We start from the raw sequence: 21,178 nt of genomic DNA, 5'->3' as shown, positions 1-21,178 counted from the left end.
AAATGGGAAGAGCGCGCGCCGGGTTGACGTACCCAGACGTCAGACGGTCGAACCGTCCGACGCCAGCGGCACGTCGCGTCACACCAGGACATGGTCGACGAAGCACCAGCGCCAGGCCTCCCCGGGCTCGTGGGTCCGCATCACGGGGTGACCCGACTCCTTATGATGCTCCGCCGCGTGCCGCCCCGGCGAGGAGTCGCAGCAGCCGACGTGACCGCAGCTGAGGCACAGCCGCAGTTGCACCGGATCCACGCCCTCCGCCAAGCACTCCGGACACGTCTCGCTGAGCGGGCCGGGCTCGGGGTGCGGCAGCGCGTCGGCGTGCGTGCACTGTTTCATGATTGCCAGGTTACGACGGTCGGGCCGAAGACCGCGTCGGAAAATGAGGGTGGGCGAGAACGATGGACGTGATGCCACTGCTGCTGCTCGTGGCGGGCAGTGCGGCGATCGCCACAGCCGCACGGCGCACCCCGGTGCCGGCGCCACTGCTGCTGGTGGCCGTGGGACTCGCGGTCAGCTACGTCCCCGGGGTCCCGGAGTACACGCTCGACCCGCACATCGTCCTGCCGCTCCTCCTGCCTCCGTTGCTGCACACGGCCGCGATCGACAGCTCCTACCTCGGCCTGCGGGCGCAACTGCGGCCGGTCGCGATGCTGTCCGTCGGGTACGTGCTGTTCGCCACCTTCGCCGTCGGCTGGGCCCTGTACGTGATCGTGCCGAACCTGCCGCTGACCGCGGCCCTGGTCTTCGGCGCGGTGGTGGCGCCCCCGGACGCGGTCGCGGCGACGGCGGTGGCCCGCCGGGTCGGGCTGCCGTCGCGGATCACCACGATCCTCCAGGGCGAGTCCCTGCTGAACGACGCCACCGCGATCACCGCCTACCGGGTGGCGCTGGCCGCCGCCGTCGGGGAGGGCGCCACCTGGGCCGGCGGCATCGGCGAGTTCCTGGTGGCCGCGATCGGCGGCGTCGGGGTCGGACTGGTGCTGATGGCGCCGATCCACTGGCTGCGCACGCACGTGAGGGAAGCGCTGCCGCAGAACACGCTCTCGCTGCTGATCCCGTTCGTCGCGTACGCCGTCGCCGAACAAGTGCATGCGTCCGGTGTTCTCGCGGTCGTCGTGGTCGCGCTCTACCTGGGACACCGCGCGTGGGAGGTCGACTTCGCCACGCGCCTGCAGGAGGAGGCGGTGTGGAAGATGGTCGCCTTCGTCCTGGAGTCCGCGGTGTTCGCGCTGATCGGGCTGCAGCTGCCGGTGGTGCTCCGGGGCCTCGGCGAGTACGCGGGCGTCGAGGCCGCGTGGTACGCCGTCGCCGTCTTTCTGGTGGTCGTCGCGGCCCGGTTCGTATGGGTGTACCCGGCGACCTTCCTGCCGCGCCTGATATCGGCGCGCATCCGGGAGCGGGAGGGGCCGCTGACATGGAAGGGGCCGTTCGTCATCGCGTGGGCCGGCATGCGGGGCGTGGTCTCGCTGGCGATCGCCTTCTCCATCCCGCTCACCCTGCACGACGGCGAGGAGCCGTTCCCGCAGCGCAACATCATCCTCTTCCTGACCTTCACGACCGTCATCGGGACGCTGGTCGTGCAGGGACTGACCCTGCCCCCGCTGATCCGGCTGCTGAAGTTCCCCGGGCGGGACGCGCAGAGCGAGACGCTCGCCGAGGCCAACGCCCAGGCACAGGCCTCCCGGGCCGCCGAAGGGCGCCTGGACGAACTCCTCGCCGACGAGCGCAACGCCCTGCCCGCCCCGCTCGCCGACCGGCTCCGCACCGTCCTGGAACGCCGCCGCAACGCCGTCTGGGAACGGCTCGGGCAGGCCAACCCGATCACCGGCGAGTCCGTCGACGACACCTACCGGCGGCTGTCGCGGGAGATGATCAGCGCCGAACGTGAGGTGTTCGTCAGACTCCGGGACGGCCGCTACATCGACGACGAGATGCTGCGCACCCTGCTGCGCAAACTGGACCTTGAGGAGGCCGCGGCCTTCCGGGAAGCGGCGTGAGGGCGGAGCGCCGCCTCAGGGGAAGGGGCGGCCGGTGACCACGGCCGCGACTGCCGTCCCGCGAGGGAAGGCGCCTTCGCCGGCCAGAGCGACGAGTCCGTACAGCAGCTTGGCGACATACAGGCGTTCGACGGGCAGGTCGTGCCGGTCCTCGAAGTCCGCCGCGAAGGCGTCGAGCTCCGCGGGCACGCGCGCGTAGCCGCCGCCATGGAAACGGTCGTCCAGGCTCCAGGCGCCGCGCCGGGCACCGAAGGCCTCACGCTGCAGGGCTTCCGTCTCGGCGGCCAGGAACCCGCCCTTGAGGACCGGCACCCCCAGGGCCCGCTGGCCGGGCGCCAGGCCGGCGGCCAGCCCCGCGAGCGTGCCGCCGGTGCCGCAGGCCACCGCGACGACCTCGGCGCGGCCCCGCAGCTCGGCGCCGAGAGCCCGGCAGCCGCGCACGGCCTCGGCGTTGCTGCCGCCCTCCGGGACGACGTACGCCCCTTCCGCGTCCGCCGCGCGCAGGATGCCGGCCAGGGTCAGCGGCTCGGACGTGCGCCGGTACGTCGTCCTGTCGACGAAGTGCAGCCGCATGCCGTCGGCGGCGCAGCGTGCCAGTGAGGGATTGAGGGGCCGGCCGGCCAGTTCGTCGCCGCGTACTACGCCGACCGTGGGAATACCGAGCAGGCGGCCGGCCGCGGCCGTGGCGCGCAGGTGGTTGGACCAGGCGCCGCCGAACGTGACGACGGTACGGCCGGCCGCCGCGGTCAGGTTCGGCGCGAGCTTGCGCCACTTGTTGCCGATCAGCTCCGGGTGGATCAGGTCGTCCCGCTTCAGCAGCAGCCGCACGCCCCGCCGCTCGAACCGGTCGTCCACGACCTCCTGCACCGGCGAGGGCAGCCGGGGGCCGAGCGCGGCGAGTCCTGGGATGTCGGGGCTGGTCACCGAGCCATTGTCACCCGTGACGTGGGAGACGCAGGCTCGGGGCTGACGCGCTTGTCGACGGAAGGACGCCCCGGTCAGGCGTCGGGAGGCGTGCGCTGCCGAACCGCGAACGGGCCCCTCTGCCCAGTCGGGCAAAGATCCATTCCCGCTCTTTCGGGTAATAGCACCACGACGCTGAGTGAGGAAGGCTTGCCCGTGCACATCGATGCCCGAGGCATATGGGCGTCGGTCACAACCGGGAGGGCAGTTCTCTATGTCGGTAGGCGAAGAGGTCCGCACGGAGCAGACCAAGCCGCAGCAGAGTCTCGGCACGGCGGCCGCGCGGAACCTGGCCACCACGACCAAGTCCGTGCCACAGATGCAGGAGATCAGCTCCCGCTGGCTGCTGCGGATGCTGCCGTGGGTCGACATCCAGGGTGGCACGTACCGGGTGAACCGACGGCTGACGTACGCCGTGGGCGATGGCCGGCTGACGTTCGTGAAGACCGGCGACCGCGTCGAGATCATCCCCGCGGAGCTGGGCGAGCTGCCGGCACTGCGGTCGTACGACGACGAGGAGGTGCTCTTCGAGATCGCCCGCCGCTGCGAGCAGCGGGAGATCCCGGCGGGTGAGGTCATCGTCTCGTTCGGCAGCGCGTCCGACGAGGTGTACCTCCTGGCGCACGGCAGGGTGGAGAAGGTCGGCACGGGCCCGTACGGGGAAGACGAGTCCCTCGGAGTCCTCGCCGACGGTGCCTACTTCGGCGACGACGCGCTGCTGAACGAGGACGCCATCTGGGAGTACACGGCCCGCGCGCTCACCTCGTGCACCGTGCTCGTGCTGCCCCGCCAGGAGTTCGCGCAGATCGCCGAGCGCTCCGACACCCTGCGCGAACACCTCCAGCAGCTCCGCTCCATCCCCTCGCAACGCTCCAACAGGTACGGCGAGAAGGAGATCGACCTCTCCTCCGGCCACTCCGGCGAGCCGGACATCCCGCACACCTTCGTCGACTACGACGCCCGGCCCCGTGAATACGAACTGAGCGTCGCCCAGACCGTGCTGCGCATCCACACGCGCGTGGCCGACCTCTACAACCAGCCCATGAACCAGACCGAGCAGCAGATCCGGCTGACGGTCGAGGCGCTGAAGGAGCGCCAGGAGCACGAGCTCGTCAACAACCGCGACTTCGGGCTGCTGCACAACTGCGAGTACGACCAGCGGATCCAGCCGCACGACGGCGTACCCAGCCCGGACGACATGGACGAACTGCTCAGCAGGCGCCGCGGCACCAAGATGCTCCTCGCGCACCCGCGCGCCATCTCCGCGTTCGGACGCGAGCTCAACAAGCGCGGACTGGTCCCCGAGACCATCGACATGGGCGGCAACCGCATCCCCACCTGGCGGGGTGTGCCGATCTTCCCGTGCAACAAGATCCCGGTGTCGGACGCCCGTACGACGTCCATCATCGCTCTGCGTACCGGCGAGGCCGACCAGGGGGTCATCGGCCTGCGCGCCTCCGGCATCCCGGACGAGATCGAGCCGAGCCTGTCGGTGCGCTTCATGGGCATCAACGAACAGGCCATCATCAAGTACCTGGTCACGGCCTACTACTCGGCCGCGGTGCTGGTACCGGACGCGCTCGGCGTCCTGGAGAACGTCGAGATCGGCCGCTGGCGGTGACGCTCCCGGTATGCCGGCCGTGTTCCCGCCCGTCAGGGCGGGTACACCCTCGGGGTGCGAGCCCAGCGGCAGCGGAAGCGCCACCGTCCGCTCCTTCTCCGAGGCGGTCCCATGGGTGAGTCCCTCACGGAGTCCAGGACGGAGACGACGCTGCCCGTCCCCGGTGGGCAGCGCGGCGCCGAGCCCCGGCAGGCGGCCGGGGCCGCGGAAAGGCGGGGGGCCACCGGTACGCAGCCGGACCACGGGCCGGAGCCGGTCGGAGGGCACGAGGCGGTCATGCTGCTGGAGCGGGCCCGGGCGGAGGTCGGCCCGGTGCTGCGGGCGGCGCTCGGCTCGCTGCCCGGGCCGATGCGCCGGATCGCGCTCTACCACTTCGGCTGGGAGCAGGCCGACGGGACCCCCGCGAACGGGGGTTCCGGCAAAGCGATCCGGCCCGCGCTGGTGCTCGCCGCGGCAGCCGCCCTCGGGGGGCCCGAGGCGCGGGCGGGGGCGGCTCGGGCGGCAGCGGCCGTGGAGCTGATCCACAACTTCACGTTGTTGCACGACGACGTGATGGACCGTGACACCACCCGTCGGCACCGGCCCACCGCCTGGACGGTGTTCGGCGACACCGACGCCATCCTCGCGGGAGACACCCTGCAGGCGCTGGCCCTGCGGCTGCTCGCGCAGGACCCGCATCCGGCGTCCCCGGCCGCCGCCGCCCGGCTCGCGGACTGTGTGGTCGAACTGTGCGCCGGGCAGCACGCGGACACGGCCCTGGAGCGGTGTGGCCCGACCGAGGTCACGCTCGACGAGGTGCTCGCGATGGCGGAGGCCAAGACGGGCGCCCTGCTCGGCGGCGCCTGTGCGATCGGCGGGCTGTACGCGGGGGCCTCGGACGCGGAAGTGGCGGCGCTGGACGCGTTCGGCCGGGAGGCCGGGCTCGCCTTCCAGCTCATCGACGACGTCATCGGCATATGGGGCGACCCGCGCCGCACCGGCAAGCCCGTCGGTGCCGACCTGGCCGCCCGCAAGAAGTCGCTGCCGGTGGTCGCGGCCTTCACCTCCGGCACCCCGGCGGCGGCCGAAGTCGCCGAACTGTACGCACGGCCCAGCGAGAAGGAGGACCTGGAGCACATCGCCCTGGCCGTGGAGCGCGCGGGCGGCCGAGACTGGGCACAGGGTCAGGCGGGCGACCGGATGGCCCGGGCGATGCAGCAGCTGGCCCGCGCGGTGCCGGACCCGGAGGCGGCGGGCGGGCTGCTGGCCCTCGCCGAGTTCGTGACCCGGCGCACCAGTTGACGACCGGCGGCGCCGTTCGGGCGGCAGCGGCCGAAGGGCGCCGGTGATGGCCGGGGCGACCAGTTGCCGGGCGGCGGCAGGCGGTGGCCGGCCGTTGAGCGGCAGCATGTGACGGCCTTCGGGCGACCGAAGGGCGAAGAACCCCGGAGTGCCGGGGCCGTGCGGGTCCTGACCCCGCACGGTCACCGGCCTCCGGTCGGCGGGTCCCGCACTGCCCCACGGTGTGCGGGGCCCGCCTGCTTCTCGTACCGGTCGAGTTTGGGCAAACGTTCGATCGAATCCCGCCAAGATCCTGCGCGTACCGATGCGCCTGGGTCAACCGCCTTACGATCGACGCCCGTCGGGACGAGCGAAGGGGCGGGACATGGGCGTGGCCATCCGGACAGCGGGCGACGGGGACAGGGAGCTGATCGTCCGGCTTCTGGACGAGGCGTTCCAGGACGACCCCGTGAGTGGCTGGGTCTTCCCCGGGGCGGAGGACCGCCGTGCCAAACACCCCGGCCTGATGGCCGCTTTCACCGACATCGTGCTCGCGGCCGGCCGCATCGACGTCACCACGGACGGCTCGGCCTGCGCATTGTGGCTTTCCGTGCCCGCGGGTGAGGACCACGACGGTGACGCAGAGGACGAAGGCCCGGCCCAGGTGCGGGAGGCCGTCGACCCGGAGAACGAGCGCATCGAGATGATCGGCCGGCTGACGGCCGCCGTCCATCCCACCGGGCGGGCGCACGAGTACCTGTGGATGATCGGCGTGGCCCCCGGCCGCCAGGGCGAGGGCCTCGGCACCGCGCTCATCGAGGACGTCCTCGACCGCTGCGACCGCGAGAGTCTGCCCGCTTACCTGGAGGCCAGCAGCGCCCGCAGCCGCAAGCTGTACGAGCGCCTCGGGTTCAAGCCGGCCGGCCCGGCCCTCGACCTCCCCGACGGCCCGGCGATGTGGCCCATGTGGCGCGAGCCCGGACCGCACCGGCCCGAGTAGCTGCTCCAAACGGCAGGCCCACGCGCCTGGGGTCTCGGGTCTCGTCGGGCCGGTCCCGAACTGAAGGCGGAGAACAACGAGTTCGGCATCCACCTGTGCGGCGGTTCGAAGGTCGCCGGTGAACCGCTCGACGAGATCGACGAGATCATCGTTCAGACCTCCCCCATGATGTACGGCTCGGGCATGCCGATGTTCGGCTCCGGCCGTACGAGGGCATCTCCTGGAGCGCGCCGGTGAGCCCGCAGCCGACCGGGCCGCGTACGAGTCGGTGGCCGACCGGACCCTCAGCACGCCCGAGCAGCGCTACTCCGGTCCCGGGTCGCACGGTTGATCGACTAGCGTGGGCGGCATGGGCGGACCGGGGAAGCGCCGCGGCAGGGTGTGGCGCATGGCGGTGATCGTGTGGCTGCTGGTCGTGGCGGTCGCGGGCGCGCTGACGCTGTGGATGCAGGACTCCACGAAGCCCGGGGGGCCGTACGTCTGGGAGAACGCGGACCCCGACGGGCCACGGGACCTGCCGCCCTGTCCGATAAGGGGTGAGGGCCTGGCCGTCGCCTGCGCCTACGGCACCTTCGGGGCCCGCTAGCCGTCCAGCCCGCCCGTCACCGGATTCCTGCTGGTCAGGCAGTACATGCCGCCCGCCGGGTCACGCATCACCGTCCAGCCGGGGAAGGCGGACACGGCGGCGGCTCCGAGTTCCTCGTGCCGCGCCCGCGTCGCCGTGACGTCCGCGCAGGCGAGGTCGAGGTGGGCGGAGGCCGGACGTTCCTCGTCGAGCCGTTGCAGGAGCAGACGGACCGGCAGGCCGGGCGGCGGCTTGACCACGTGGAACTCGGGCAGGGAGCCCGGCAGCGACTCCCAGCCGACGAGCAGCGTGCTCCAGAAGGCGACCTCGGCGTCGAAGGCCGAGGGCGCGATGTCCACACACACCTGGTCGAGCCGGCTGCCCCGCACCACGCCCGGGCGCGACGACTGCCCGCGCCAGGGATCCGCGCAGAACAACTGCCCGGCCGGCGAACGCAGCACGACGAGGGAACCGAGGTCCGCCACGACACTCGCGCCGAGCCGTACCGCCGCGGCGGCGAACTCCGGTACGTCGTCCACACAGAAGTCGATGTGCGCGCCGCCGGAAAGCGGCCCGACCGCCTGTATCTTCGCGCATGCGTCGGCGCCGTCGGGCAGCAGGGTGACGAACTCGTCGTGCTCTCCGCGCAGTTCGGACAGTCGGGTGTCCGTGACCGCCGTCCAGAACGCGCAGGCGGCGCCGAAGGCCTCACGCGGGCGGTCGATGAAGGCGTACGTCCAGCTGATCCTCATGGGCGGATCGTAGAGGGCGCGCGCCACGGCCACCCGCGTGAACCCTGATCAGCCGTCGCGCACCGTTCCCCGTGCATCGGTCCCCGCTTGTTTGCATGCAGGGATGGACCACATCACGTTCCTCGTGGCGGTCGTCATCGTCACGGCACTCGCCTTCGACTTCACCAACGGATTCCACGACACGGCGAACGCGATGGCCACGTCCATCGCCACCGGCGCGCTCGCTCCCCGTACGGCGGTCCTGATCAGCGGTGTCCTCAACGTCGTCGGTGCCTTCCTGTCCACGGAGGTCGCCAGGACCGTCTCCGGCGGCATCGTGGACGACACCCTCGTCTCCCCGGGCCTGATCTTCGCGGGGCTCGTCGGCGCGATCCTGTGGAATCTGCTGACCTGGCTGGTCGGGCTGCCCTCAAGCTCCTCGCACGCCCTGTTCGGTGGGCTGATCGGGGCCGTGTGGGTCGGGGCGGGCAGCCACGGCGTCGACGTCGGCAAGGTCGTCGAGAAGGTGCTGGTGCCGGCGGTGGCCTCGCCGGTGGTGGCCGGTGTCGCCGCGCTGCTCGCCACCTGCCTCGCCTACCGCCTCACCGGCCGCGCCCGCGAGGACTCCGTCACCCGGGGCTTCCGCATCGGCCAGATCGCCTCCGCCTCGCTGGTCTCCCTCGCCCACGGCACCAACGACGCGCAGAAGACCATGGGCGTCATCACCCTCACCCTGATCTCGGCCGGCGCGCTCGGCCACGACGCGGGACCGCCCCTGTGGGTCATCGCGTCCGCCGGCCTGGCCATCGGCCTCGGCACCTGTCTGGGCGGCTGGCGGATCATCCGCACCATGGGCAAGGGCCTCACCGAGATCCAGTCGCCCCAGGGCTTCGCGGCCGAGACGGCCTCCACGACCGTCATCCTGACCTCCGCCCATCTCGGCTTCGCCCTGTCCACCACCCAGGTGGCCTCGGGCAGCATCCTGGGCGCGGGGCTCGGCCGCAGGCTCGCGGAGGTCCGCTGGGGCGTGGCGGGCCGGATGGCGATCGCCTGGGCGGTCACCCTGCCCGCCGCCGCACTGGTCGGCGGCCTGGCCGCCGCGGTCGTGCAGCACGGCGGGGACACCGGCACGGCGGTCGTCGCGCTGGTGGGCGCGGCCCTCGCCGCGGGCATCGTGGTCATCTCGCGCCGCAACCCGGTGCACGCGCGCAACGTCAACGACGCGCACGAAGTCGGTATCGGCATCGAGCCGCCGGCCAAGGTCGGCACGGCCGCCTGAGGGACGGGGAGCCGGACCCGCGTCGGCACCGGACCGCATCCGGCCGGGTGGCCTCGGTGAGCGTGGAAGTTACCGCCACCGGGGCCGTCAGTCGTCCTCGCGCTGGGCGTCCTCGGCCTCGCCCGGCTGGAGGGCGGCCGCGAACAGAGCGGGGCGGGCGCGTCCGTCCCCGGTCTCGACCAGGCCGCCCTGGGCCTTCTCGCCCGCACGGCCGTGGTGGCGTCGGCATACGGGGCATACCCGATCGTCCCTCAGGGGGCGCCACGACGAAGGGGCCCGGCCGGTTCTCGGTCGGGCCCCCGCGTCGTACGAAGGCGGTCAAGCCTTCTTGGTCTCCCAGAAGATCTTGTCGATCTGGGCGATGTAGTCCAGCGCCTTCTGGCCGGTGGCCGGGTCGGTCGACGCCTTGGCGGCCGAGAGGGCCTTCAGGGCGTCGTTGACCAGCTGGTGCAGCTCCGGGTACTTCTCGAAGTGCGGGGGCTTGAAGTAGTCGCTCCACAGCACCGAGACGTGGTGCTTGGCGAGCTCGGCGCGCTGCTCCTTGATGACGGTGGCGCGCGCCTGGAAGTGCGGGTCGTCGTTGGCGGCCATCTTCTCCTGCACGGCCTTCACCGACTCCGCCTCGATGCGGGCCTGGGCGGGGTCGTACACACCGCAGGGAAGGTCGCAGTGCGCACTGACCTTGACCTTGGGGGCAAACAGGCGGGAAAGCATGGAGCATTCCTTCCTCGTGATCGTCTTCTCACAGGGGACATTACTCCGTGAGGGACGGCTTTTGGCGGGTGCCCCCATGGGCTTAGGACAAAAGTCCGGGGCGAGACTGAGACTGGTGGACGAAGAACCGGGGAGGTGCCGGGTGATGCCGGAGCTGTCGCAGGAGTCCGAGCGGGGGAGGCAGGCCCCGCCCTTCGGGCTGGCCGAGGTGACCGGGCCGTCCATGGTGCCCACGCTGCACCACGGGGACCGGCTCCTGGTGCACTACGGGGCCAGGGTCAGGCCCGGGGACGTCGTCGTGCTGCGGCACCCCTTCCAGCAGGACCTGCTGGTCGTCAAGCGGGTCGCCCAGCGGCGCGAGAGCGGCTGGTGGGTGCTCGGGGACAACGCGTACGCCGGTGGCGACAGCACCGACTACGGCGTCGTGCCCGACGAACTGGTCCTGGGGCGGGTCCGGTTCCGCTACCGGCCGCGCAGGCCGGACCGGCGGTCGCCGTGGGCGCTGCTGGGCTGGGCGCTGTCGGCGGCCAGGCCGGTCCTCTCGGGCAGGTCGGGCCGGGCGGCCTCCAGGCGTTTGCGGGCGCGGTAGGCCGCCACGTTGGCGCGGGTCGCGCAGCGGTCGGAGCAGTAGCGCCGCGAGCGGTTGGTGGAGGTGTCGAGGTAGGCGTTGCGGCAGGGCGCCGCCTCGCACAGGCCGAGGCGGTCCACGCCGTACTCGGTCAGGTGGAACGCCAGGCCCATCGCCGCGATCGCCGCATAGCCGGCGGTGGCGTTCGACGGGTGGTCGGCCAGGTGCATGTGCCACAGGGGGCGGCCGTCGTCGTCGCGGACGTCGTGCCCGGAGATCTGCGGGCTGACCGGGAACTCCAGCAGCAGCGAGTTCAGCAGGTCCACCGCGAGCTGCTCGTCGCCGCTGTCGGCAGCCTCGAAGACCGCGCGCAGCCGGGCCCGGACCGAGCGGAAGCGGGTGACGTCCGCGTCGGTGGCGCGGCGGGCCGCGGACTGCTGGCCGCCGAACAGGTCGCGGATGGCCTCGACCGACGTCAGGGCGTCCTTGCCCCGGGCCGGTTCCTCGGTGTTGACGAGACGCACGGCGTAGTCCGAGTAATAGGCCAGTTCCACTTGTAGTCCTTACGGAAGGGCTTTAGGGTCGTGAGCGCGCACTGGTAACAGCTGATGGCGTATCCAGGGTATTACGAGGGAGGGGCTCGATGACGGACGCGGACATCCAGACCACCGCCGCCGACTGGCAGGCCTGGCAGGAGAGCTGGGACCGGCAGCAGGAGTGGTACATGCCCGACCGCGAGGAGCGGTTCCGGATCATGCTGGGTGGGGGTCCCCCCATGCCTTTCGGGCTATGGGGGAGGTCGAGGCCGTCGTGGGCACCGCCCCGCGCGTCCTCGACCTCGCCTGCGGCACGGGCAGCATCACCGCCCGGCTGCTCGCCCGGTTCCCGGACGCCACCAGCACCGGAGTCGACCTCGACCCGGCGCTCCTCGCCATCGCCGAGGGCACCTTCGCCGGCGACGACCGGGTCACCCTGGTCACCGCCGACCTCAAGGACCCCGACTGGCCGGCGCGGCTGCCGCACGACGCGTACGACGCCGTCCTGACCGCGACGGCCCTGCACTGGCTGCACCGGGAACCTCTCGCGGAGCTGTACGGCCGGGTCGCGGGACTTGTCCGCGACGGCGGGGTCTTCATGAACGCGGACCACATGATCGACGAGACGACGCCCCGGATCAACGCCGCCGAGCGCGCGCAGCGCCACGCCCGCATGGAACAGGCCAGGCAATCCGGCATCCTCGGCTGGACCGAGTGGTGGCAGCTGGCCGCGAAGGACCCCGTCCTCGCCGGACCGACGGCCCGGCGCTACGAGATCTACGGCGACCACGCCGACGGTGCCATGCCGTCGGTGCAGTGGCACGCGGGCGTGCTGCGCGAAAAGGGGTTCGGCGAGGCCAGGCCGGTGTGGTGCTCCCCCTCGGACACCCTGCTCCTCGCCATGAAGTAGGCCGCGCGACGGACCGCGAAGGGGGCGGCACGGAGATTCCGTACCGCCCCTCGCCGTGCGTACCCTCAGAGCACCTTGGACAGGAACGACTTCGTCCGCTCGTGCTGCGGGTTCGTCAGCACCTCGCGCGGGTGACCGGATTCGACCACCACACCGCCGTCCATGAAGACCAGGCTGTCGCCCACCTCGCGGGCGAAGCCCATCTCATGGGTGACGACGATCATCGTCATGCCCGACTCGGCCAGGTCGCGCATGACGTCCAGGACGTCACCGACCAGCTCCGGGTCGAGTGCCGAGGTCGGCTCGTCGAACAGCATCAGCTTCGGGTCCATGGCGAGGGCCCGGGCGATGGCGACGCGCTGCTGCTGGCCGCCGGAGAGCTGCGAGGGGTAGTTGCCCGCCTTGTCGGCGAGGCCCACCCGGTCCAGCAGTTCCAGGGCGCGTTCCCGGGCCTTGGCCCTGCTCACGCCCTTGACCTGGACCGGCGCCTCCATGACGTTCTCCACGGACGTCATGTGCGGGAACAGGTTGAAGCGCTGGAAGACCATGCCGATGTCCCGGCGCTTGACGGCGACCTCGCTGTCCTTCAGCTCGTAGAGCTTGTCGCCCTTCTGCCGGTAACCGACCAGATCGCCGTCGACGTACAGGCGCCCGGCGTTGATCTTCTCCAGGTGGTTGATGCACCGGAGGAAGGTCGACTTGCCGGAGCCGGAGGGGCCGATGAGGCAGAACACCTCGCCGGACTTCACCTCCAGGTCGATGCCCTTGAGGACCTCTACGGGACCGAAGGACTTGTGGACGCCCTCGGCCTTCACCATGGCGTTCATGCGGTGCCTCCCGTCGACGCCGAGCGGTTGGACAGGGACAGCACGTTCGCCTTGATCTTCTGGAGCGGCGTGGCCGGCAGCGAACGGCTGGAGCCACGCGCGTAGTACCGCTCCAGGTAGTACTGGCCGATGCTGAAGATCGACGTCATCAGCAGATACCAGGCCGCCGCCAGGAACAGCATCTCGGCCGGGGCGCCGGAAGTCTGCCCGATGTCCTGAGCGGCACGGAGCAACTCCGGATACTGGACGACCGAGACCAGGGAGGTCGTCTTCAGCATGTTGATGACCTCGTTGCCCGTCGGCGGCACGATCACGCGCATCGCCTGCGGGATGACGATCCGGCGCAGCGTCTTGGTGTGGCTCATGCCCAGCGCGTGCGACGCCTCCGTCTGGCCCTCGTCGACCGAGAGCAGACCGGCCCGGCAGATCTCCGCCATGTACGCGGCCTCGTTGAGGCCGAGGCCCAGCAGCGCCGTCAGGAACGGGGTCATGAAGTCCGACCACTCGTCCTTGTAGAACGGCCCGAGGTTGATGTACTCGAAGACCAGGCCCAGGTTGAACCAGACGATCAGCTGCACCAGGACCGGGGTGCCGCGGAAGAACCAGATGTAGAACCATGCGATCGACGAGGTCACGGGGTTCTTCGACAGGCGCATCACGGCGAGCAGGACGCCGCCGACGATGCCGATCGCCATGGACAGGAGGGTCAGCAGGAGCGTCTTGCCGACGCCGTCCAGGATGCGGTCGTCGAAGAAGTAGTCCGGGATCGCGCCCCAGTTGATCTTGCCCTGGGAGAACGCGTACACGACCCCGACCAGCAGGGCGATCGCTACGACGGCGGAGACGTACCGCCCGTAGTGCCGGACCGGGATGGCCTTGATGGCCTCCGGTCCGGCCGGGGGCGTGTCGGACGGCCCCGACGTCTTGTCGATGTCAACAGTCACGGGTGTTGCCTTTCAGTGCCGCTGCGTCGCGGTCACTTGCCGCCGTTGATCGTGGCTTCGTCGATGGAGCCTTCGGTGACGCCCCACTTCTTCATGATCTTCTCGTACTCGCCGTTCTCGATGATGGCGTCGAGAGCGGCCTTGAGGGCGTCCCGCAGCTGCGTCTGGTTCTTGGCGACCGCGATGCCGTACGGAGCGGCCTCGACCTGCTCGCCGACCAGCTGGAAGTCCTTGCCGCCGCCCGAGGTCTTCACGGCGTACGCGGCGACCGGGAAGTCGGACGAGCCGGCGTCGGCACCGCCCGCGCGCAGGCGGGTCTGGGCCTGCTGGTCGTTGTCGAAGGGCTCGATGGCGATCTTCTTGCCGGCCGGGCACTTCTTCGACTCCGCCTTGGCGAGGTCCTCGGAGACGGTGCCGCGCTGCACCACGATCTTCTTGCCGCACAGGTCGGACCAGGTCTTGATGCCCTGGTCGTCGCCCTTCTTGGTGTAGATCGAGACACCGGCGGTGAAGTAGTCCACGAAGTCGACGCCCTCGCCGACCTTCTTGCCGGTGTCGGAGTCGATGCCCTCCTGGCGGTCCTTGGTGTCGGTCATCGCGGACATGGCGATGTCGTACCGCTTGGAGCGCAGACCCGTGATCAGCGTGTCGAAGGTGCCATTCTCGAACTGGAAATCGACCCCGAGCTGCTTGCCCATGGCGGCGGCGAGGTCGGGGTCGATGCCGACCACCTTGCCGGAGCTGTCCTTGAATTCGACCGGGGCGTAGGCGATGTCGGAGCCGACCTTGACGACACCCTTGTCACGGATGGCCTTCGGCAGCTTGTCGGCGAGCGGGGCCGAGGCCGCGGTGTCGCTCGAGCCGGTGTCCTTGGTCTGGTCACCGCATCCGGTGAGCATCAGCGCGCCTGCGACCGCGATCGCACCGACCGCTGCTAGCCGGGAGTGCGCGGCGGTCGTACGACGGGTGGAGCTTGCGGTCATGGTGGGTTCCTCCGGCGGATGGGTGGAGTTGCCGATGGGGCGGGCCGCTGCCGATGAGTTCGACGCGGCCGTGGCACGCCGAAGGTCTCGGCAGTGCCGCGGGTCGACGAGTGCACACGTCTTCGAGTGTCGCGACCTCGTGTGATTACGGCATCTTGCCATTCGGACTGGGCGATTCTGGGGGCCAGTCATGTCAAAATCGGATAACGGGCGACCCCCGAACCGCACCACTCCGGTACATCACGGCCGGACCTTCTATGGGAATCACCCCTTCCAGCCGGAAGAACTTCGGTAAATCCCGGGATTTCGATACGGGGGCCGCGGCCTTCGTCAGTGGTTGAGTGGTTGCATCCGGCTTGTCCAGGTCTTGTCCTGATTTTGGACGAATAGTCAAGGCCCCGTCATGTGACCTTCGCGTTATGGACTCGTCCTCGGTGCCGTCCGTCCGGTAAGAAGGGTCCTTACACCCCTCATCCGGGGCTCAGGGCGCGTGTGCGGCGCGCCCGTCGCGTACGCGCCCGTACGTATACACGTACAAGCACGACATGGGTCTACGCGGTGCCCGCCCACCCCTCACCAGGAGTGGCCACCCTCAAACCAATGAAGATTTAAGGGGTAAAACGAAGTGGCAGCGGAGATTGTCAATCCTCGCAGCGAGAGCAGGACCGGCGATACGGATCACGAGGGCGGTGCGGAGCCCCTCGACTCCTTCGACCCGGCGTTCGCGTTGCACCGCGGCGGCAAGATGGCTGTGCAGGCCACCGTGCCGGTCCGGGACAAGGACGATCTGTCCCTGGCGTACACGCCCGGCGTCGCGAAGGTGTGCAGCGCGATCGCGGAGCAGCCGGAGCTCGTGCACGACTACACGTGGAAGTCATCGGTCGTGGCCGTCGTGACGGACGGTACGGCCGTGCTGGGGCTCGGTGACATCGGGCCCGAAGCCTCCCTCCCGGTGATGGAGGGCAAGGCGATCCTGTTCAAGCAGTTCGGCGGCGTGGACGCGGTTCCCATCGCCCTGAACTGCACGGACGTCGACGAGATCGTCGAGACCGTGGTGCGGCTCGCGCCGTCGTTCGGCGGAGTCAACCTGGAGGACATCTCGGCGCCCCGGTGCTTCGAGGTGGAGCGCAAGCTGCAGGAGCGGCTGGACATCCCGGTCTTCCACGACGACCAGCACGGCACGGCCGTGGTGACGCTGGCCGCCCTGCGGAACGCCGCGCGGCTGAGCGGGCGGGCGCTGGGCGAGCTGCGGGCCGTCATCTCCGGCGCCGGCGCGGCCGGTGTCGCCATCGCGAAGATGCTGGTCGAGGCCGGGATCGGGGATGTGGCGGTGGCCGACCGCAAGGGTGTCGTGTCGGCCGACCGTGATGACCTCACGCCGGTGAAGCAGGAGCTGGCCGGGTTCACGAACAAGGCCGGCATCACCGGGTCGCTGGAGTCGGCGCTGGACGGAGCCGATGTGTTCATCGGCGTGTCCGGCGGGACGGTCCCGGAGTCCGCGGTGGCGACGATGGCCGAGGGCGCGTTCGTCTTCGCCATGGCGAACCCGAACCCCGAGGTGCACCCCGAGGTCGCGCACAAGTACGCGGCGGTCGTCGCGACCGGGCGGTCGGACTTCCCGAACCAGATCAACAACGTGCTGGCGTTCCCCGGGATCTTCGCCGGGGCGCTGCAGGTGCGGGCCTCGCGGATCACCGAGGGGATGAAGCTGGCCGCCGCCGAGGCGCTGGCCGCTGTGGTCGGGGACGATCTCGCCGCCGACTACGTCATCCCGTCGCCGTTCGACGAGCGGGTCGCTCCGGCGGTCACCGCCGCGGTGGCGGCCGCGGCCCGGGCCGAGGGTGTGGCCCGGCGCTGATGCCGACGCTGGTGTGAGGTGGCCCCGCCCGGGATCGGGCGGGGCCGTTTCTTTGCGTTCCGGGTGAGGCCGTGCGGGTGGGGCCGGGGCTGTTCGGGTGGTGTGCGGGTGTCTCCGGTGGTGGTTCCGGCGGTGACTCCGGTGGTGGTGTGTGGGTACCTCCGGCGGTGGGGTGCGGGTGCCGCGGTGGTGGGGGTGCGCATGGCGCCTGCGCGACGGTGGCGGGTCAGGGCCGCACAGGGGGGGTGTCCGTCCCCGGAAGGGCGCCATGGGGTCTCACGCCGACTGACTGGCGTTGACGCGCCAACCGCTGCGGGCGGACACCCCCCGACAGGTCCCCTCGCGTCGTCCGGCGGCTGCGGGTGCGCGCCGGGTCCGGCTCGGCAGCACACCGCCCGTCCCTGGCAAGAGGGCGTGTCTCACAGGGCCGGATGGTTCCTTCGGTCCCTCGCGGAACCTATCGTCAAGGTCATGTTCGCCGTCTACGCCGCCCGAATCGACCGCGACCAGCCGCTGTCCGGCCTGGAGTTGGGAGAGCGCCCGGCTCCCGAGGCCCGTCCCGGCTGGAGTACCGTCACGGTCAAGGCCGCCTCCCTCAATCACCACGACCTCTGGTCCCTGCGTGGCGTAGGCCTCGCAGAGGACAAGCTGCCGATGATCCTCGGCTGTGACGCCGCCGGCATCGACGAGGACGGCAACGAAGTCGTCCTGCACTCCGTGATCGGACAGAGCGGGCACGGGGTGGGCCCGAAGGAACCCCGGTCCATCCTCACGGAGCGTTACCAGGGCACCTTCGCCGAGCAGGTCGCCGTGCCGACCTGGAACATCCTGCCCAAGCCCAAGGAGCTCTCCTTCGAGGAGGCCGCCTGTCTGCCCACGGCGTGGCTGACCGCGTACCGGATGCTCTTCACCAACGCGGGTGTCCGCCCCGGCGACTCCGTGCTGGTGCAGGGCGCCGGCGGTGGTGTCGCCACGGCTGCCATCGTGCTGGGCAGGGCCGCCGGTCTCCGGGTCTTCGCCACCAGCCGGGACGAGGCCAAGCGGAAGCGGGCCGTGGAGCTCGGGGCCGTGGAGGCGCTGGAGTCCGGGGCGCGGCTGCCGCAGCGGGTCGACGCCGTGATCGAGACCGTCGGGGCCGCCACCTGGTCGCATTCCGTGAAGTCGCTGAAGCCCGGCGGCACGCTGGTGATCTCCGGTGCCACCAGCGGCGACCGGCCCTCGCACGCCGAGCTGACCCGGATCTTCTTCCTCGAACTCAAGGTCGTCGGGTCCACCATGGGCACCAAGGACGAGCTGGAGGACCTGCTCGCCTTCTGTGCGGCCACCGGTGTGCGGCCCGTCATCGACGAGGTCATGCCCATGGATCGCGCGCGGGAGGGCTTCGAGCGGCTGGCTTCGGGTGAACAGTTCGGGAAGGTCGTGCTGACGAACCCGTGAGCACGGCTGAGGGTGCGTCGACGGCCGGTCCGGAGCGGGCCGGCCGTTGACGTGTGTCAACTTGGATTGACGTGGACGCGATGTCAACGTAGGTTGACGTCATGACCGAAGCAACGGAACTGGCCGAGCGCGCGGGTGACCGTGACCCCCGGGTCGGCCTGCGGGCCGTCGCCGCGCTGCGCCGGCTGCTGGAGCAGTTGGAAGCCGTGCAGGTGCGCAATGCGCGCAACCACGGCTGGTCCTGGCAGGAGATCGCCACCGAACTCGGTGTGAGCAGGCAGGCCGTGCACAAGAAGTACGGGAGGCATTGATGTTCGAGCGGTTCACGAAGGACGCCCGTGACGTGGTGAAGAGTGCGTACGAGCAGGTGGAGGGGAGCGGCGGGGGCGGACGGTGTGTGGAGCCGGAGCATCTGCTGCTGGCACTGCTCGACCGGGAGGACAGTCGCGGCTCCTTCGCGCTCACGACCCTCGGGCTCGGTGAGCGGCGGGACTCAGTGCGTGAGGCGCTGCTCGAGGCGCGGCGGCGGGCCGGGCTGACACAGGCCGAGACCGATGCGCTGGCCGGGCTGGGGATCGACGTGGAGGAGATCGTCGCCCGGGTGGAGGACGTGCACGGGATCGGTGCCCTGGCCGGCGACCGCAGGGACAAGCGGTCGTGGTCGGGGCGGGTCTCCTTCAGCCGGGGCGCCAAGGACGTGCTGGAGCGCTCGTTGCGGGTCGCACTCGCCCGGCGGGACCGGAACATCGGGGACGAGCACATCCTGCTGGCCCTGACCCTGCGCCCCGATGTGCCGGCCGAGGTCCTCGCCGACCACGGGGTGACGTACGAGTCACTGATGCGGGTGCTGTACGGCAGTGGTGGCGAGGCCAAGGCCGGCTGAGGGCTGCGCCCCGGGGCCTACTTCTTCTGCGTGCGCAGGAGGGCTCCGATGTGAGCCGCCGCCGTCGACAGGTGGCGGCGGGCGTCACGGAGCTGGTCGGGGGAGACGCCGTGGTCGCGGGCCGCGTCCCGGATGTCGTCCCGGAAGCGGTCGAGGAGGCGGTCCAGGTCGCGGGCAGGGTCGCCGGTGGAGTCCGCGGCGTCCTCGTGGGCCCAGGCCGGTTCGTAAGCGGCCGGGAAGTCCTCCGGGGGCGGTGATGAAAGGGTCGGCTCCGCGGGCTTGCCGGTGCCGGTGCCGGTGCCGGTCCAGTCGAAGCCGAAGTCCTTGCCGAAGTCCTTGCCGTAGTCCTTTCCGAACTCGCCCGCCTCCTTGACCAGTTCGCTCAGGCCCTCCCGCAGGCCCGTCGGCCAGTCGCCGCGGGCGAAGTGGTCCTGCACCTGCTCCTGGACGCGGCGGGTGATGCGCTGCACCTGCTCCTGGGCCTGGGCGCGGGCCTGTTCCTGGGCCTCCTTCGCCTGGCGGCGGGCGCGCTGGGCGTCCTCCCGCGCGCGGCGGCTCTCGTCCTTGGCGCGCCGGGCCTGTTCCTTCCACTCCTGCCGGGCGCGGCGCATCTCCTCCTTGGCGATGCGCCAGGTCTCCCTGTCGCCGTGCTGCGAGAAGTCACCGCCCGGGGCACCCGCCTGGCCGTCGGTCCTGGTACCGGTGTCCTGGCGGGCCTCGGTCGCCGCCGCGCGCATCTCGCGGCGCAGGTCGCCGGCCGCTCCGCGCACATCGGCCCGGATCTCCGCGGCCAGCTCCGCCACGGACTCCCGGATCTCCAGCTCCAGATCGGCCAGTTCACCGCTGCGGTCGGCCAGTTCGGCCCGGCCCGTGTCCGTGATCGAGTAGACCTTGCGGCCGCCCTCGGTGGTGTGGATGACCAGGCCCTCGGCCTCCAGCTTCGCCAGGCGGGGGTAGACCGTGCCGGCCGACGGCGCGTACAGCCCCTGGAAGCGCTCTTCGAGGAGGCGGATCACCTCGTAGCCGTGGCGGGGGGCCTCGTCCAGCAGCTTCAGCAGGTAGAGACGGAGGCGGCCGTGGGCGAAGACGGGGGGCATGTCAGAGCACCTTCTTGTCGGTCGTGCCGTCGGCCGGGGCGGTGGTGGGGTCATCTCCGGGGCCGGAGACGGAATTGTCTCCCGAGCCGCTCCGGGGGTCGTCCGCCGGGTCCGCCGCCGACCCACTGCCACCGGGCCGCGTGTCCCACGGCTCCTCGTCCTCGTCCTCCCGGGCCGGGCGTCGCAGCAGGGCGATCGAGCCGGACACGGTGGTGGCCCGGAGTTTGCCGGTGCCCGCGCCCAGGCGGCCCGTGATCTTGTGGGCGCCCCATTGGCCGTGCACCCGCAGTCCGTCGAAGGCGTTGGAGACGGAGCCGCTCGCCGTGTTCGCCTCGACGTCCGCGTCCGCCGGGTACGGCAGCCGGATCGCGATCTCGCCCGAGACGCTGGTCAGCCGGACGTCCGTCGGACCGTTCGGATCGAGGTCGACGATCATCGAGCCGCTGACCGACTCCGCCCGCACGGAGGGGCCGGAACCCTCGACCACCGTGAGGTCGCCGGAGACCGACTTGAACCGCAGGTCGCCGGTCACGTCCTGGGCCTCCAGATCGCCGGAGACCGTTTCGGCGCGGACCGGGCCGGAGAGGCCGACCAGTGTGGTGTCGCCGGTGACGCCCTTCACCACCGACGGGCCCTGGACCCCGGAGATCACGGCACCCGCGCCGACCACCCCTACCTCCACCCGGGTGCCGGCCGGGACGGCCAGGGAGACCGTCGCGCTGCGGCACCAGCCCTTGCGGTCCAGCCACTTGAGGAAGCCCTTCCACGGCAGGTCCTCGTAGGCCACCGTGAGGGCGCCGTCCTGCTGGGTCACCACCAGGGGCGGCCCCTCGATCTCGGAGATCTCCAGGCGGGCAGAACCTTCGTCGGTGCCCACCACGTTCACCGTTCCGTTGACGAGCCGTACGTGCAGATCGCTCACGGGCTCGTCGAAGGTGAGCTTCCTCGGTTCCGTGACGGACCACTCGGACATGGTGCAGACCTCCCCGACTCGACGCGCCA

The 21,178-nt window shown here is 71.0% G+C and carries 20 protein-coding genes and 3 pseudogenes; 13 read left to right on the top strand and 10 right to left on the bottom strand.

Features of this window, described 5'->3' with window-relative positions:
- Nucleotides 1-78: 78 nt before the first annotated feature.
- On the bottom strand, nucleotides 79-339 hold the full coding sequence (locus ABTX62_RS07775) for a UBP-type zinc finger domain-containing protein (protein WP_352115338.1): 261 nt from the start codon (nucleotides 337-339) through the stop codon (nucleotides 79-81).
- 62 nt (nucleotides 340-401) lie between these two features.
- On the opposite strand from ABTX62_RS07775, the gene ABTX62_RS07770 reads away from it, so the two are divergent.
- Nucleotides 402-2,000 carry a Na+/H+ antiporter gene (locus ABTX62_RS07770; protein ID WP_352115337.1) on the top strand — a complete coding sequence of 533 codons (1,599 nt, stop codon included), beginning with the start codon at nucleotides 402-404 and terminating at the stop codon, nucleotides 1,998-2,000.
- Between the two features lie 15 nt (nucleotides 2,001-2,015).
- On the opposite strand, the gene ABTX62_RS07765 is transcribed toward ABTX62_RS07770, so the two are convergent.
- Nucleotides 2,016-2,924 (bottom strand): 1-aminocyclopropane-1-carboxylate deaminase/D-cysteine desulfhydrase, encoded by a 909-nt coding sequence (locus tag ABTX62_RS07765; RefSeq protein ID WP_352115336.1) that lies wholly within the window; start codon nucleotides 2,922-2,924, stop codon nucleotides 2,016-2,018.
- 253 nt (nucleotides 2,925-3,177) lie between these two features.
- On the opposite strand from ABTX62_RS07765, the gene ABTX62_RS07760 reads away from it, so the two are divergent.
- From ABTX62_RS07760 to ABTX62_RS07735, 5 genes and pseudogenes are all read left to right on the top strand, one after another.
- Nucleotides 3,178-4,584: a family 2B encapsulin nanocompartment shell protein gene (locus ABTX62_RS07760; RefSeq protein WP_352115335.1), complete on the top strand. Its 1,407-nt coding sequence runs from the start codon at nucleotides 3,178-3,180 to the stop codon at nucleotides 4,582-4,584.
- Nucleotides 4,585-4,695: 111 nt separating this feature from the next.
- Nucleotides 4,696-5,865: a family 2 encapsulin nanocompartment cargo protein polyprenyl transferase gene (locus ABTX62_RS07755; protein ID WP_352115334.1), complete on the top strand. Its 1,170-nt coding sequence runs from the start codon at nucleotides 4,696-4,698 to the stop codon at nucleotides 5,863-5,865.
- Between the two features lie 364 nt (nucleotides 5,866-6,229).
- Nucleotides 6,230-6,844, top strand: a complete 615-nt coding sequence (locus ABTX62_RS07750) for a GNAT family N-acetyltransferase (protein ID WP_352115333.1) — start codon at nucleotides 6,230-6,232, stop codon at nucleotides 6,842-6,844.
- A gap of 57 nt (nucleotides 6,845-6,901) precedes the next feature.
- A pseudogene (locus ABTX62_RS07745) lies at nucleotides 6,902-7,048 on the top strand (dihydrofolate reductase family protein); the annotation flags it as partial.
- Between the two features lie 145 nt (nucleotides 7,049-7,193).
- A complete protein-coding gene (locus ABTX62_RS07735; RefSeq protein ID WP_352115332.1) occupies nucleotides 7,194-7,430 on the top strand; it encodes a hypothetical protein in 237 nt (78 codons plus the stop codon).
- On the opposite strand, the gene ABTX62_RS07730 is transcribed toward ABTX62_RS07735, so the two are convergent.
- Nucleotides 7,427-8,161 (bottom strand): VOC family protein, encoded by a 735-nt coding sequence (locus tag ABTX62_RS07730; RefSeq protein WP_352115331.1) that lies wholly within the window; start codon nucleotides 8,159-8,161, stop codon nucleotides 7,427-7,429. The genes ABTX62_RS07735 and ABTX62_RS07730 overlap by 4 nt on opposite strands.
- A 103-nt stretch (nucleotides 8,162-8,264) precedes the next feature.
- Here ABTX62_RS07730 and ABTX62_RS07725 point away from each other — a divergent pair, with 103 nt between their 5' ends.
- Nucleotides 8,265-9,419 carry an inorganic phosphate transporter gene (locus ABTX62_RS07725; RefSeq protein ID WP_352115330.1) on the top strand — a complete coding sequence of 385 codons (1,155 nt, stop codon included), beginning with the start codon at nucleotides 8,265-8,267 and terminating at the stop codon, nucleotides 9,417-9,419.
- 318 nt (nucleotides 9,420-9,737) lie between these two features.
- Here the strand turns inward: ABTX62_RS07725 and sodN are convergent, their stop codons facing one another.
- Nucleotides 9,738-10,133, bottom strand: a complete 396-nt coding sequence (gene sodN / locus ABTX62_RS07720; RefSeq protein WP_020123534.1) for a superoxide dismutase, Ni — start codon at nucleotides 10,131-10,133, stop codon at nucleotides 9,738-9,740.
- Here sodN and sodX point away from each other — a divergent pair.
- Nucleotides 10,045-10,530, top strand: a pseudogene (sodX, locus tag ABTX62_RS07715) (nickel-type superoxide dismutase maturation protease); the annotation flags it as partial. The gene sodN and the pseudogene sodX sit on opposite strands and share 89 nt — an antisense overlap.
- A gap of 65 nt (nucleotides 10,531-10,595) precedes the next feature.
- Here sodX and ABTX62_RS07710 read toward each other — a convergent pair.
- Complete coding sequence (locus ABTX62_RS07710; protein ID WP_352115329.1) at nucleotides 10,596-11,255, bottom strand: CGNR zinc finger domain-containing protein; 660 nt, start codon at nucleotides 11,253-11,255, stop codon at nucleotides 10,596-10,598.
- Between the two features lie 89 nt (nucleotides 11,256-11,344).
- Here ABTX62_RS07710 and ABTX62_RS07705 point away from each other — a divergent pair.
- Nucleotides 11,345-12,147, top strand: a pseudogene (locus tag ABTX62_RS07705) (class I SAM-dependent methyltransferase).
- Between the two features lie 65 nt (nucleotides 12,148-12,212).
- Here the strand turns inward: ABTX62_RS07705 and ABTX62_RS07700 are convergent.
- The 3 genes from ABTX62_RS07700 to ABTX62_RS07690 are packed head-to-tail and all read right to left on the bottom strand — an operon-like array spanning nucleotide 12,213 to nucleotide 14,901.
- Nucleotides 12,213-12,974 (bottom strand): amino acid ABC transporter ATP-binding protein, encoded by a 762-nt coding sequence (locus ABTX62_RS07700; protein WP_283972342.1) that lies wholly within the window; start codon nucleotides 12,972-12,974, stop codon nucleotides 12,213-12,215.
- A complete protein-coding gene (locus ABTX62_RS07695) occupies nucleotides 12,971-13,918 on the bottom strand; it encodes an amino acid ABC transporter permease (protein WP_352115328.1) in 948 nt (315 codons plus the stop codon). The genes ABTX62_RS07700 and ABTX62_RS07695 overlap by 4 nt, the downstream gene beginning before the upstream one ends.
- A 32-nt stretch (nucleotides 13,919-13,950) precedes the next feature.
- The gene (locus tag ABTX62_RS07690) at nucleotides 13,951-14,901 is read right to left on the bottom strand and encodes an ABC transporter substrate-binding protein (RefSeq protein ID WP_352115327.1); all 951 of its coding nucleotides are present in this window, start codon (nucleotides 14,899-14,901) and stop codon (nucleotides 13,951-13,953) included.
- 625 nt (nucleotides 14,902-15,526) lie between these two features.
- Here ABTX62_RS07690 and ABTX62_RS07685 point away from each other — a divergent pair.
- The 4 genes from ABTX62_RS07685 to ABTX62_RS07670 all read left to right on the top strand — a co-directional run bounded on the left by ABTX62_RS07685 (nucleotide 15,527) and on the right by ABTX62_RS07670 (nucleotide 19,079).
- Entirely contained in the window at nucleotides 15,527-16,759 is a 1,233-nt protein-coding gene (locus ABTX62_RS07685) for an NAD(P)-dependent malic enzyme (RefSeq protein WP_283972345.1), read from the top strand.
- Nucleotides 16,760-17,230: 471 nt separating this feature from the next.
- On the top strand, nucleotides 17,231-18,196 hold the full coding sequence (locus tag ABTX62_RS07680) for a zinc-binding dehydrogenase (RefSeq protein ID WP_352115326.1): 966 nt from the start codon (nucleotides 17,231-17,233) through the stop codon (nucleotides 18,194-18,196).
- 101 nt (nucleotides 18,197-18,297) lie between these two features.
- Nucleotides 18,298-18,507, top strand: coding sequence for an HTH domain-containing protein (locus ABTX62_RS07675; protein ID WP_352115325.1), 210 nt, complete (start codon nucleotides 18,298-18,300; stop codon nucleotides 18,505-18,507).
- A complete protein-coding gene (locus ABTX62_RS07670) occupies nucleotides 18,507-19,079 on the top strand; it encodes a Clp protease N-terminal domain-containing protein (protein WP_352115324.1) in 573 nt (190 codons plus the stop codon). Before ABTX62_RS07675 ends, ABTX62_RS07670 begins: the two co-directional genes overlap by 1 nt.
- A gap of 17 nt (nucleotides 19,080-19,096) precedes the next feature.
- On the opposite strand, the gene ABTX62_RS07665 is transcribed toward ABTX62_RS07670, so the two are convergent.
- Nucleotides 19,097-20,176 carry a PadR family transcriptional regulator gene (locus tag ABTX62_RS07665; RefSeq protein WP_352115323.1) on the bottom strand — a complete coding sequence of 360 codons (1,080 nt, stop codon included), beginning with the start codon at nucleotides 20,174-20,176 and terminating at the stop codon, nucleotides 19,097-19,099.
- A gap of 1 nt (nucleotide 20,177) precedes the next feature.
- Nucleotides 20,178-21,149 (bottom strand): DUF4097 family beta strand repeat-containing protein, encoded by a 972-nt coding sequence (locus tag ABTX62_RS07660; RefSeq protein ID WP_352115322.1) that lies wholly within the window; start codon nucleotides 21,147-21,149, stop codon nucleotides 20,178-20,180.
- Nucleotides 21,150-21,178: the final 29 nt, after the last annotated feature.

This window comes from Streptomyces sp. NPDC096046 (assembly GCF_040303285.1).
In the GTDB taxonomy this organism is placed as follows: domain Bacteria; phylum Actinomycetota; class Actinomycetes; order Streptomycetales; family Streptomycetaceae; genus Streptomyces.
The sequence above is the reverse complement of the archived record's forward strand: the minus strand, read 5'-3'. Positions and strand labels throughout refer to the sequence as shown.